Here is a 12,484-nt window from a genome sequence, read left to right on the forward strand (position 1 = left end):
TGCAGTGAATCGTTTTCAGACGGGTCACCTCCCCACGGCCCGCCCGGCCCGCGCCCGCCGCCACCCGGGCCGCCCTGACCGCGCTGGCCGCCCTGGCCGCCCGCCGGGCCGCGCTGCTGCGGGGGCCGGCCGCCGCCGCGCCGCTCGCCCCGCTCCTCGCGCTGCCTCGGGGCGCCGCCCTCGGCGCCGCCGCGCTCCGCCTCGTCCTCCAGCCGCAGCGTCAGCGAGATCCGCTTGCGCGGGATGTCCACGTCCATGACCTTGACGCGGACGATGTCGCCGGGCTTCACCACGTCCCGCGGGTCCTTGACGAAGTTCTTCGACAGCGCCGAGACGTGCGCCAGCCCGTCCTGGTGGACGCCGATGTCGATGAAGGCTCCGAAGGCGGCCACATTGGTGACCACGCCCTCCAGGATCATCCCGGGGGCCAGGTCGCCGATCTTCTCCACGCCCTCCTTGAAGGTCGCCGTCTTGAACGCGGGACGCGGGTCCCGGCCGGGCTTCTCCAGCTCGCGCAGGATGTCCGTGACCGTCGGCAGGCCGAAGGCCTCGGTGACGAACTGCTCCGGGCGCAGCGAGCGCAGCACCCCGGTGTTGCCGATCAGGGCCGCCACCTCGCTGCCCGCCGTCTTGCCCATGCTGCGGACCACCGGGTAGGCCTCGGGGTGCACGCTGGAGGAGTCCAGCGGGTCGTCCCCGCCGCGGATCCGCAGGAAGCCCGCGCACTGCTCGTACGCCTTCGGGCCGAGCCGGGCCACGTCCTTGAGCCCCTTGCGGTTGCGGAAGGGGCCGTTGGCGTCGCGGTGCGCCACGATGTTCTCGGCGAGTCCGCCGCTGATGCCCGATACGCGCGACAGGAGCGGCGCGGAGGCGGTGTTGACGTCGACGCCGACGCCGTTCACACAGTCCTCGACCACGGCGTCGAGCGACCGCGAGAGCTTCACCTCGGACAGGTCGTGCTGGTACTGGCCGACGCCGATCGACTTAGGGTCGATCTTGACCAGTTCGGCGAGCGGGTCCTGCAGGCGCCGGGCGATGGAGACGGCGCCGCGCAACGACACGTCCATGTCCGGGAGTTCCTGCGAGGCGAAGGCGGACGCCGAGTACACGGAGGCGCCGGCCTCCGAGACCATCACCTTGGTGAGCTTGAGCTCGGGGTGGCGGGCGATGAGGTCCGCGGCGAGCTTGTCGGTCTCCCGGGAGGCCGTGCCGTTGCCGATGGCGACGAGCTCGACCGCGTGCTCCTTGGCGAGGCGGGCCAGCTTGGCCAGGGCGTCGTCCCACTTGTTCGCGGGCACGTGCGGGTAGATCACGTCGGTGGCGACCACCTTGCCGGTGGCGTCGACCACGGCCACCTTCACGCCGGTGCGGAAGCCCGGGTCCAGCCCGAGCGTCGCGCGGGTGCCGGCGGGTGCGGCGAGCAGCAGGTCGCGCAGGTTGGACGCGAAGACCCGTACCGCCTCGTCCTCGGCGGCCGCGCGCAGCCTGGAGCGCAGGTCGATGCCGAGGTGCACCTGGATCTTCGTGCGCCAGGCCCAGCGGACGGTGTCGGCGAGCCACTTGTCGCCGGGGCGGCCGTGTTCGCTGGGGGCCTTGATGCCGAAGCGCCGCGCGACCATGGCCTCGTACGTGGAGGGCCCCGGGGTCTCGCTCGGTTCCTCCGGCTCCAGGGTGAGGTCGAGGACGTCCTCCTTCTCCCCGCGGAGCATGGCGAGCACGCGGTGCGAGGGGAGGGCGGTGAACGGCTCGGTGAAGTCGAAGTAGTCGGCGAACTTGGCGCCCGCCTCCTCCTTGCCCTCGCGGACCTTCGCGGCGAGCCGGCCGCGGCCCCACATGCGTTCGCGGAGTTCGCCGATGAGGTCGGCGTCCTCGCCGAACTTCTCGGTGAGGATGGAGCGGGCGCCCTCCAGGGCGGCGGCCGCGTCGGCCACGCCCTTGTCCGCGTCGACGAACGCGGCGGCCGCCACGGCCGGTTCCTGCGAGGGATCGGCCAGCAGCCCCTCGGCGAGCGGCGCGAGGCCGGCCTCGCGGGCGATCTGCGCCTTGGTGCGGCGCTTGGTCTTGAAGGGGAGGTAGATGTCCTCCAGCCGTGCCTTGGTGTCGGCCGCGTTGATGCGGGCCTCCAGCTCGGCGTCGAGCTTGCCCTGCTCCCGTACGGAGTCGAGGATCGCCGCGCGCCGGTCCTCCAGCTCGCGCAGGTAGCGCAGCCGCTCCTCCAGGGTGCGCAGCTGGGCGTCGTCGAGCATCTCGGTCGCTTCCTTGCGGTAGCGCGCGATGAACGGCACGGTCGAGCCGCCGTCGAGCAGCTCGACGGCGGACTTGACCTGCCGCTCCCGTACGCCGAGCTCCTCGGCGATCCTGCCTTCGATGGACATCGTCACTGTGCGGTCCCGCCTGCCTTCGTACGTATGCGTGATGCCGGTGCGTGCTGCGTGCTGCGTGCTGCGTGCTGCGTGCTGCGTGCTGCGTCGGAAGGCTGCCAATTGTGGCAGGTGGCGGCGCCGGACGTCGGGAGCCGGGCCCGGTCCGGGTCTCAGGCCTTGCCCATGAGGTCTCCGGGGAAGGCTCCGGCGACGAAGGCCTGGAGGGTGAGACCGCCGCCGATCTCCGCGAGCCGGGCGACTCCGGCCGCGCCGAGGTGCTCGTACGGAGCCTCGTCCAGGCGGTCGGTCTCCGTCTCCAGCGCTTCGCGCAGCGCCGCGCCCTCGGACGTGAGCTCGCCCTCGGCGTCGAGCAGGCCGCGCTCGCGAAGGCGGTCCGCGGCCGCGTCGAGGTCGGACTGCTCCCAGCCGCGGATGTACTTGATGTACTTCGGGGTCATGCCGTGGCCGCTGGCCGTGTGGCTGACCAGGGCCTCGACCGGGTCCAGGCCGAGGGTGAGCAGAGCGACGAGGTGTCCGTCGCCGCGGTGCTCGCGCAGCAGGGTGGTGGCGTGCCACAGCCTGAGGTGCGGCTCCTCGGGTACCGGGAGGTCCGCGTGGGCCGAGTAGAGCGTGCGGGCGTGCCGGGTGCAGGCCTCGGTCGCGCGCATCGCCAGCCCGGCGGCCTCGCCGATCTCGGGGGAGGCGATGGTCTCCTCGCCGAGGAGCCGGCGCAGCGTGGTGTCCACGGCCCGCAGCCGGGCGGCGGTGACCTGCTCGGGGGTGGCGGTGTCCCAGACGGCGGGCAGGTGCCGGGCTACGAGGTCGTGGCGGTAGTTGTAGAAGGTGGCCGTCACCGTGCCCGCGCCGACCGCGCCCATGGCGGCGGAGCGGGAGGCGAGGTTGACGGCGTTGCGGTCGGTGATCCCGAGAGCGGCGAACTCCTTGCCGAGGTCGGGCGAGAAGTAGACGGTGGAGTGCAGCGGGTTGATCGCCCCGTGCCAGCAGCTGCGGGCGGCGTGCGCCGGAAGAGTCATGGCGTGCAGGCTAACGACTGCTTGGTATGGAGAGAAGGGCGGGGCGGGGCGCCCCCGGTGGACCGGCGGCGGGGAGGGACTGTCCGCTACCGGCCCGGTACATGGCCGGCATCGGGCCCCTGCTGGGGCGTCCACCAGCTCATCAGTCCCCACGCGGCCAGACCGGTCGCCACCAGGGCGAGGGCGATGCCCGCCCCGCGGTGCCGCCGGGCCAGTGCGTACGCGGCTGGCGGGATCAGCACTCCGCCGAGGAGGATCAGCGGCAGGTCGAGGAAGAGGACGGAGAGGTCCTGGTCCTCGCTCTCGAGCCCGCCGTCGAGGGAGTAGGCCGCCCTCGAGGCCCAGATCATCCCGCCGGTCACCGCGCCCAGGCCGGCAAGGACGGCCTGCACGGTCGGTATGACCTCGACTCTGTTCCCCATGGTGTGGATCCGATCCTCGGTGTGCAGGGGTCGGAAGGTTACCCAGCCGCAGGAGCGGAAGACCCCTCTCCGGCACGGCCTTGCCGCAGAGGGGGCGATCCGGGGCTACTTCAGCTCGGCTCCGGTGGCGACGACGACCCCGTAGAGCTCGGTGACCGTGGCGAGGGCCGCCTGATGGATCTGCCGCGCCGTCAGGGCGCCTGCCGGGCTTTCCAGCGCTCGCGTCGCCGATGCGTCGGCGACGACCGTCGGAGCGTAGCCGTGCAGGAAGGCGCCCTCGGTGGTGAACAGGGTGCACATGTTGGTCATGAACCCGGCGATGATCAGGTTCTTGCGGCCGGTGGCCTCGATGATCTCGTGGAGATCGGTCCCGTGGAAGCCGTTCGGGACGGACTTGGTGACGACGGCCTCGCCGGCCCGGGGGGCGACGGAGGCGTGGAGGGTGCCCGGCTCGGTGTCGACGCCGTAGCCGCCGTCCCGGACGTGGACGACGGGGGTGCCGGCCTCACGGGCCCGGGCGAGGAGCCGGGAGGCGGAGGCCAGCGCCGGTTCCCAGCCTTCGAGTTCCATGACGCCGCCGGTGTAGGTGTTCTGGTAGTCGATCAGGACCAGCACCGCGTCCTCGAAGGTCGCGGGGGTCTCGTCGAAGCCGTTGAGCTGACGCAGGGTGGTGGTAGCCATGGGGGTGCCGTTCTCGCGGGGGTGGGGTTGCGGCCGACTCGGGGGCCACGACCGCAACGCTAGGACGCCGCGAACGCCCGGGCAATGACGGCCGACCCGCAGATCAGGACATCGATCGGCGCAGGCCGGGAGCGGTGCGCGGGGTGTCGCCGCCACCCGGATCGGCGCGTTCCGCACGGGCGTCTTTCAGACGCGTGGCGATCGTGTGACAGGAGGCGCTGTCGACATGACGCGGGGTCCCGGGTGTGAATACGGTCGAACGGAAGCCACTCCCCTACCACTTGGAGTTCAAGGTGCACCGCAAAGTCATCGCCCCGAGCGTGCTCGCCGCCTCCCTTCTGCTGGTGATCCCGGCGTCGGCGGCGAGTTCCGTTCCGGGCGCACCGGGTATCGGCGATCCCTATTACCCGGCCAGCGGCAACGGCGGGTACGAGGTGTCCCATTACGACCTGCGCCTCCGGTACCAGCCGAAGACCGACCTGCTGGAGGGCACCGCCACCCTGCTCGCCACCGCCAAGCAGGACCTGTCCCGCTTCAACCTCGACTTCGGTCTGGACGTCAGCGAGATCCGGGTCAACGGAGTCAAGGCGAAGTTCGCCAAGTCCGGGGTGTCGGAGCTGGAGGTCACCCCGGCCTCCCCGCTGCAGCGGGGCCGGCAATCGAGCGTGGTCGTCAAGTACGCGGGCAAGCCCTCGGAGTTCAAGGTCGACGGCTGGTCCGCCTGGCAGCGCACCCCGGACGGCGGCGTCGCCGCGCAGGAGCCGGACGTGGCGGCCTGGTGGTTCCCGAGCAACGACCACCCGCTCGACAAGGCCACCTTCGACGTGTCGGTGAACGTGCCCGACGGCACCCAGGCCATCAGCAACGGCGTTCTGCAGTCGCAGAGTTCACGGCTGGGCTGGACCCGGTACAACTGGCGCTCGAACAAGCCGCAGGCCACGTACCTCGCCACCCTCGCCATCGGCAAGTTCGACATCACCACCGACAAGACGGCGAGCGGGCTGCCGATCCTGAACGCCTACAGCCAGGACCTCGGCGACAACGCGGGCGCGGCGCGCGCCAGCGTGGAGCGGACCGGCGAGGTCGCGGAGTGGCTGGAGGGGCTCTTCGGGCCGTACCCCTTCAACGCACTCGGCGGGTACGTACCGAACGTGCCCAGCGGGTTCGCGCTGGAGACGCAGACCCGGCCGTTCTACAGCCCCCGGCAGTTCGCGAACGGCGCGAACGTGTCGGTGGTCGTGCACGAGCTGGCCCACCAGTGGTACGGGGACAGCGTGTCGGTGAACGGCTGGAAGGACATCTGGGTCAACGAGGGATTCGCCCGCTACAGCCAGTGGCTGTGGTCGGAGAAGGAGGGCGAGGGCACCGCGCAGGAGCTCGCCGACTGGGCGTACGGGCTGCGTCCGGCCGAGGACCCGTTCTGGCAGGTCAAGCCGGGTGACCCGGGGCCGGAGAACCAGTTCCACGGAGCGGTCTACGACCGTGGCGCGATCGCCCTCCAGGCGCTGCGCAACCGGATCGGTGACGAGCAGTTCTTCCGGATCCTGAAGGGCTGGCCGACCGAGCGGGCCTACGGCAACGTCAAGGTCGGCGACTTCGTCCGGTACGCGGAGAAGGTCTCGAACCAGCCGCTCGCGCAGCTCTTCGATACCTGGCTGTACACCCCGGGCAAGCCGGACGCCTCTGCGCTGAACACGACGAAGAAGCTGCCGGCCGCGACCACGGGCACCCGTACCCTCCGGTCCCCGGCCGCGCGGCCGGCGGCCGAGCCGAAGTCCTGGAAGAAGATCGCCGCGACGGACTCCGTGCACGACGACCACTGACCCACCGCTTTGCGGAGCTGCGCGCCGGCGCCCCTCAGGGGGCGGCGGCGCGTACGCGCGCCCGGGCCGCGCGGGCGATCGGGAGGTAGCGCAGGCGCTCCGGCAAGAGGGGTACGAGCAGGCGCAGGGCCGTGCTGAACCGGCGCAGGCGGCGCTCCTGGGCCGGGGTCCACTCCAGGCCGATGGCGGCGCGCGCCTCGGGCGGCATGTAGCCGGCGGTGACGAAGGCCCGGAAGTGCAGGAAGGCGGCCCGCAGGACGGGCCAGGTCAGGCGCAGCAGGAGCCGGACGGGCAGGGGGCCTCCGGCGGGGCGGGGCAGCGGCGCGTCGGTGGCGAGGAGTTCGCGGGCGACCTTGGTGGGCTCGATCTCCTCGGCCAGCATCCGGTGGTAGTAGGGCCAGTACTCCTCGATGCTCTGCGGCATGTCCCGGTCGTGCAGGCCGAGGATGCGGCCGACCTGGAGCCATTCGCGGTAGAGCTGGCGCTCCTGGGCCGGGGTGAAGGGGCGCAGCAGGTAGCGCCCGGCGTAGAGGTAGACGGGGAAGCCGGTGGCGTGCACCCAGGCGTAGCAGCCCGGGTCGAGGGAGTGGTAGCGGCGCCCCCGGGTGTCGGTGCCCTGGATCTCCTTGTGCAGGCGGCGCACCCGACGCCCCTCGGCCGCGGCGTCGGCACCGCCGTACACCCACAGCTGGACGGAGCGCAGGGAGCGCTCGCCGCGGCCCCAGGGGTCGGTGCGGAAGACGGAGTGCTCGTCGACCCCGGCGCCGATGGCGGGGTGGGCGACCTGCAGGGTGAAGGCGGCGGGCAGCATGAGCAGCGCGCGAACGTCTCCTGCGATGGTCCAGAGCACTCCCCCGGGCGGCGGGGGCTCGGGGTCGATCCGGCGGCCGCGGGTGCGGGGTGCCGCCTTCTCCGTCCCGTCCGTCTGCTCCGTCCCCTCCCGGGGCCGGTCCGTCGCGCTCATCCGTGGGCCCCCAGGGTGTCGGAACTGCCGTTCTCCCAGTATGCAGGGGGTCCGGCGGCTTCCGCCGGACCCTGTGGACGGTGCATCCTGCGGCCATGGACCTGTCCCCCTCGGCCGTGCTGAAGACCCTGGCCCCCTGGATGCTGGCCGGCACTGCCGTGACGCTGGCCCTGGTATTCGCGGTGCTCGTCGCGCTGTTCGCGGTGGCGTACCTCCTCCTGCGGTTCCGGCGGCACCGGGAGAACGCCTCCGGCGTCGCCGACGGCTCCGGCACCTCGGGAGCAGGCGGTCTCGGGGCCTTCACCTGGACCTCCGCGCAGGACGACGAGCGGCGGGCCGGGTGAGGACCCGGGCCCGGAACACCGAAGAAGTACGTCTGCGTCCAGAAACCCGTGTCACAGGTGTTACCGCGAAGTAACCCTGGCTGCTTGGATGGCGGAGCCGATCTTCCCCCACAGGAACGAGGGAGACCTCCATGCCCCAGATCCAGCCCCGCAGGGCCCGTGCCGCCGCCGCGGCCGTCGCCGCGATCGCCGTCGGATCGCTCGTCGCCACGACGGCTCCGGCCGCCACCGCCGCCGGGAGCGCCGCCGCGCCGCGGCTCAGCGTCCTGTCGTACAACGCGTTCCTGATGAGCAAGAGCCTGTACCCCAACTGGGGCCAGGACCACCGGGCCGCGGAGATCCCCAAGGCTTCCTGGTACAAGGGCCACGACGTGGTCGTGCTCCAGGAGGCCTTCGACAACGGTGCCTCGGACGCGCTGAAGGCCAACTCGGCCGCGCAGTACCCGTACCAGACCCCTGTCGTGGGCCGCAGCAAGACCGGCTGGGACGCGACGGGCGGCGCCTATTCCTCCACCACCCCGGAGGACGGCGGCGTCGCGATCGTCAGCAAGTGGCCCATCCTGCGCAAGGAGCAGGTGGTCTACAAGGACGCCTGCGGCGCCGACTGGTGGTCCAACAAGGGCTTCGCCTACGTCGTGCTGAACGTGAACGGCACCAAGGTCCACGTGGTCGGCACGCACGCCCAGTCCACCGACCCGGGCTGCGGCGCGGGCGAGGCGGCCGAGATGCGCGCCCGCCAGTTCCGGAACATCGACGCGTTCCTGGACGGCAAGAACATCCCGGCTGCCGAGCAGGTCATCGTGGCGGGCGACCTGAACGTCGACTCGCGCACCCCGGAGCTCGCCACCATGCTGGCCAACGCCGACCTGGCGGACTCCGACACCCGCACGGGCCACCCGTACTCCTTCGACACCGCGCTGAACTCGATAGCGAAGTACCGCTACCCGACGGACCCGCGCGAGGACCTGGACTACGTGCTCTACCGCAAGGGCAACGCGCGCCCGGCGAACTGGGAGAACAACGTGGTCCTGGAGCAGTCGGCTCCCTGGACGGTCTCCAGCTGGGGCACCTCCTACACGTACGACAACCTCAGCGACCACTACCCGCTGATCGGCCGCTGATCCGCGGCCGGGACATGGCAAGGGGGTGCCCGCCGCGATCCGGCGGGCACCCCCGCTCCTCGTCCCCGGCCCTTGGCCGTCGGCCGTTCGCCTTCGCCCGCTCCCACTCGCTCACGTAGTCCTGGAAGATCTCCCGCAGGTGGTGACCGATCTTCAGGTAGTCCAGGGCGTCGAGGTTGGCCGACGAGACGCGCACCGACACCATCCCCAACCCTTGTCCGGTGAGCGTCGATCTGCTCACCGGACAAGGGCCGTTCGTGTGACGGACCTTCCTACGAAGCTTCGTGCGGCTCCTGCGCGTGCGGCTGCGCGTACAGCCCGTCGATCAGCTCCGCGTACTTCTCCCGGATCACCCGGCGGCGCAGTTTCAGGGACGGGGTCAGCTCCCCCGAGTCCGGACCCCACTCCTCGGTCAGCAGCCGGTAGCGCTTGATCTGCTCGGTGCGGTTGAGCCGGGCGTTGGCGGCTTCGACGGCCCGGTCGATCTCCTCCCGTACGGCCGGGTGCGCGGCGAGTTCCGCGGGCGTGGCGGCCTCGATGCCATGGGCCTGCGCCCAGGCAGGGGCGAGTTCGGGGTCCAGGACGAGGAGGGCGACGAGATAGGAGCGGCCGTCTCCGTGCACCAGCGCCTGTCCGATCAGCGGGTGTTCCTTGACGGTGTTCTCCACGAGCGCGGGCGAGACGTTCTTCCCGTTCGAGGTGATGATCAGTTCCTTCTTGCGGTCGGTCAGCCAGAGGAACCCTGCCTCGTCGAGCCGCCCGATGTCCCCCGTCGGGAACCAGCCCGCCTCGTCGGAGGCGCTCTCCACCGAGCCGTCCGGGAGGAGGTATCCGCCGAAGACCGTCTCCCCGCGCGTGAAGATCTCCCCGTCCTCGGCGATCCGCAGCTCCAGCCCCTGGATCGGCCGCCCTACGGAGCCCAGCCGGAAGCCGTCCGGGCTGTTGACCGTGCACACGCCGGAGGTCTCGGTCAGCCCCCAGGCGTCCATGATCGTGATCCCCCAGCCCGCCCAGAAGCGGACCACGTCGATCGGCATGGGCGCGGTGGCGCTCGCCGTCCAGACGAGGCGGTCCAGCCCGGCCAGCGTCAGCAGCGGGTCCAGCACCCGTTCCTTGGCCCCGGCGTACGAGGCTTCGAGCTCGGCCGGGACCTCCTCGCCGCGCTCCCGGTGCCCCGCCCGCTCGCGTGCCAGTTCGTTGGCGGCTTCGATGGCGCGGCGCTGCTCCTCCGGCAGCCGTCCGAGCACCGCCCGTACGGAGGCGGCCAGCTTCTCCCACACCCTGGGCACCCCGAAGAACTGCACCGGGTGCAGCTCGCGCACCGCGACCGACACGGCGGCCGGGTCGGCGCACAGCCGGACGTGGGCGGCCCGCAGGAGCGGGAGGTAGATGCCGAGGATCCGCTCGGCGATGTGCGCGAAGGGCAGGTAGCACAGGTGCTCGGCGTGCTCGGGCAGCTCGATGTGCCGGTCGAGGCGGACGGACTGGAGCACGATGTTGCGGTGGGTCAGGCGCACCCCCTTGGGGTCGCCGGTGGTGCCCGAGGTGTAGACGACGGTCAGCGGGTCCTCGGAGCGGGACTCCCGCCAGGCCTTCTCGAAGGCTTCGGGGCGGTGCAGCCGGGCGCCGCCGGCGTAGACCGACCCGTACGTCGAGTGCGGGCCCGCTTCGCGGGCCTCGGCCACGACGAGCCGTTCCAGCGGGGTTTCGGGGTCGGCCAGCAGCGGCTCCCACCGGGCCAGCTCCCGGGCCCCCTCGACCACGGCGAGCCGGGCGCGGCTGTGGCGGGCTATGTGGGCGATCTGCTCGGGCGCGGAGGTCCCGTACACGGTGACGGGGACGGCGCCGAGGTGGACCAGGGCGAGGTCGCTGAGCCAGTGCTCGGGCCGGTTGCCCATCATCAGCAGGACGTGCTCGCCGCGCTCGACGCCCAGGGAGGCGTAACCGGCGGCGAGGACGGCCACCTTGCGGCGGACGTCCGACCAGCTGAGGGTGGTCCAGGCCGTGCCGTCGGGGCCTTCCCGCCACGAGAGGGCGGGCAGGGCACCGTGCTCGGCGGCGTTGCGCGCCAGCAGGGCGGGCAGGGTGAGCTCGTCGGGAGGTGCGGGCAGTCGCAGTTTCGTGGGCATGGGCAGCTCCTTGCCGTTTCACATCGTTGGTGCGACAGCAATACTGTTGAACACGAACCGTGTCGACGCGCTGATCAGAGAGCAAGGCGGAGAGCCCATGACCACCCAGGCACCGGAGCCGGCGTCGCTGACCGTCGACGAACTGGCGGCCAGGGCGGGTGTGACCGTCCGCACCGTACGGTTCTACAGCACCCGCGGCCTTTTGCCCCCTCCCGTGATCGGACCCCGTCGGGTGGGCCGCTACGGTCCGGAGCACCTGTCGCGCCTCGCGCTCATCGAGGAGTTGCAGCACCAGGGCATGACCCTTTCGGCCATCGAGCGCTACCTCGACGCCCTGCCCGACGATCTGAGTGCGCACGATCTGGCCATCCACCGCGCGCTGGTGGCGACCTGGGCCCCGGACGCCGCGCTGGACTCCTCGCGCGCGGAGCTGGAGAAGCGGGCCGGGCGGAGCCTGACGGAGACCGACATCCGGCGGCTGACGGCCATGAACGTGCTGACGCCGACCCCGGAGGGCTTCCGGGTGGACATGGGGCTGCTGCGGCTCGGGGTCGCGCTGCTCGACGTACCGATCGCCCACGAGACGATCCTGGTCGCGCGCGAGGTGCTGCTCGGGCACGCCCGGACGGCCGCGCACCAGTTGACCGCACTGTTCCGGGACGAGGTGTGGGGGCCGTTCACGGAGGGCGAGAGCGACCCGGAGCGGGTGGAGTCGATGAAGGCGCTGTCCGCGCACATGCAGCCGATGGTGGTGCAGGCCCTCGTGACCGCCTTCCAGCGCTCCCTGAAGGAGGAATTGCGGGCGGCCTTCGTCTCGGAGCCGGTAGGTTCAGGCCATGGCGATGATCTACAAGACCACCATGAAGCCCGGTAAGACGGAGCTTCTGACTGCCTGGCTTCCGACGCGGCCGTGGTACGCGTCCACGGGACGAGCCCCCGAGCTGGACCGCTCGGGCGGGTTCCGGCTCGACGACCCGGAGGGTGAGGTCGGCATCGAGTTCATGGTGCTCACCGACCGCTCGGGCGGCCGGGAAACCTCCTATCTGGTGCCGCTCACCTACCGCGGCGCACCGCTCGAAGGTGCCGGAGCCGCTCTGGTGGGCACCTCCGAACACGGGGTGCTCGGCACCCGGTGGATCTACGACGGCGCCCACGACCCGGTACTCGTCGGCCAGTTGCTCGCACTGATCCAAGGCCGCGCCGTGGCGCAGGACCAGTGCGACAGCGATGTGCCCGACGCCTCCGTCACGGCGCTGTTCTCCGGACCGGAGCTCCCCGCGACGCTCTCCCGGGAGGGGCTGGAGATCTCCGACACCGCGCGGGGCACCGAGATCCTCGTGGCGGGCGCCCGGGCGCTCGGGCCGGACGGGGCCCCGGGTACCCCGCCGGTGCTGAGCGTGACGCGCGTCCTGCGGCCCGAGGACGCGCGGGACGACGCCTGCGTCGCGGCCGGGGTCACCGGCCGGATCACCGCCGGCTGGACCACGCCCGACGGCGCGGCCCACCGGGGCGTGTTCGCGGCGCTGCGCGTCACCGCCTGACCCGACCACACGGCCCTCACCCGCCGGGCCCACGAGGCCAGTTCCCTGTCCGCCGTCGTCGT

Annotated in this window: 11 protein-coding genes; 5 read left to right on the top strand and 6 right to left on the bottom strand. The window is 71.9% G+C overall.

The features are described 5' to 3' along the window. From ABZY57_RS29565 to ABZY57_RS29580, 4 genes are all read right to left on the bottom strand, one after another. A partial coding sequence (locus tag ABZY57_RS29565; RefSeq protein ID WP_356517100.1) for a Tex family protein occupies window positions 1-2,381 on the bottom strand: 2,381 nt, incomplete at its 3' end. 152 nt (window positions 2,382-2,533) lie between these two features. Further along, on the bottom strand, window positions 2,534-3,397 hold the full coding sequence (locus tag ABZY57_RS29570) for a hypothetical protein (RefSeq protein WP_356517102.1): 864 nt from the start codon (window positions 3,395-3,397) through the stop codon (window positions 2,534-2,536). Between the two features lie 86 nt (window positions 3,398-3,483). After that, window positions 3,484-3,819, bottom strand: a complete 336-nt coding sequence (locus ABZY57_RS29575) for a hypothetical protein (RefSeq protein WP_356517104.1) — start codon at window positions 3,817-3,819, stop codon at window positions 3,484-3,486. A gap of 105 nt (window positions 3,820-3,924) precedes the next feature. After that, window positions 3,925-4,500, bottom strand: a complete 576-nt coding sequence (locus ABZY57_RS29580) for a cysteine hydrolase family protein (protein ID WP_356517106.1) — start codon at window positions 4,498-4,500, stop codon at window positions 3,925-3,927. 293 nt (window positions 4,501-4,793) lie between these two features. Here ABZY57_RS29580 and ABZY57_RS29585 point away from each other — a divergent pair, with 293 nt between their 5' ends. Then, window positions 4,794-6,323, top strand: coding sequence for a M1 family metallopeptidase (locus ABZY57_RS29585; RefSeq protein ID WP_356517108.1), 1,530 nt, complete (start codon window positions 4,794-4,796; stop codon window positions 6,321-6,323). A gap of 34 nt (window positions 6,324-6,357) precedes the next feature. Here ABZY57_RS29585 and ABZY57_RS29590 read toward each other — a convergent pair whose 3' ends face one another. Further along, entirely contained in the window at window positions 6,358-7,287 is a 930-nt protein-coding gene (locus tag ABZY57_RS29590) for an oxygenase MpaB family protein (protein WP_356517110.1), read from the bottom strand. A 95-nt stretch (window positions 7,288-7,382) separates the two neighbouring features. Between ABZY57_RS29590 and ABZY57_RS29595 the strand changes: the two genes are divergently transcribed. Together ABZY57_RS29595 and sph are read left to right on the top strand one after the other, a co-directional pair. After that, window positions 7,383-7,631: a hypothetical protein gene (locus tag ABZY57_RS29595; RefSeq protein WP_356517112.1), complete on the top strand. Its 249-nt coding sequence runs from the start codon at window positions 7,383-7,385 to the stop codon at window positions 7,629-7,631. A gap of 131 nt (window positions 7,632-7,762) precedes the next feature. Beyond that, complete coding sequence (gene sph / locus ABZY57_RS29600) at window positions 7,763-8,752, top strand: sphingomyelin phosphodiesterase (RefSeq protein ID WP_356517114.1); 990 nt, start codon at window positions 7,763-7,765, stop codon at window positions 8,750-8,752. 272 nt (window positions 8,753-9,024) lie between these two features. Here sph and ABZY57_RS29605 read toward each other — a convergent pair whose 3' ends face one another. After that, window positions 9,025-10,881, bottom strand: a complete 1,857-nt coding sequence (locus ABZY57_RS29605) for an AMP-dependent synthetase/ligase (RefSeq protein ID WP_356517116.1) — start codon at window positions 10,879-10,881, stop codon at window positions 9,025-9,027. Between the two features lie 97 nt (window positions 10,882-10,978). On the opposite strand from ABZY57_RS29605, the gene ABZY57_RS29610 reads away from it, so the two are divergent. Both ABZY57_RS29610 and ABZY57_RS29615 read left to right on the top strand, forming a co-directional pair. Continuing rightward, complete coding sequence (locus tag ABZY57_RS29610; protein ID WP_356517118.1) at window positions 10,979-11,755, top strand: MerR family transcriptional regulator; 777 nt, start codon at window positions 10,979-10,981, stop codon at window positions 11,753-11,755. After that, window positions 11,718-12,422 (top strand): 1,4-alpha-glucan branching protein, encoded by a 705-nt coding sequence (locus tag ABZY57_RS29615; protein ID WP_356517120.1) that lies wholly within the window; start codon window positions 11,718-11,720, stop codon window positions 12,420-12,422. Before ABZY57_RS29610 ends, ABZY57_RS29615 begins: the two co-directional genes overlap by 38 nt. Window positions 12,423-12,484: the final 62 nt, after the last annotated feature.

The sequence above is a fragment of the Streptomyces sp. NPDC006450 genome, from assembly GCF_040612195.1.
In the GTDB taxonomy this organism is placed as follows: Bacteria; Actinomycetota; Actinomycetes; order Streptomycetales; family Streptomycetaceae; genus Streptomyces.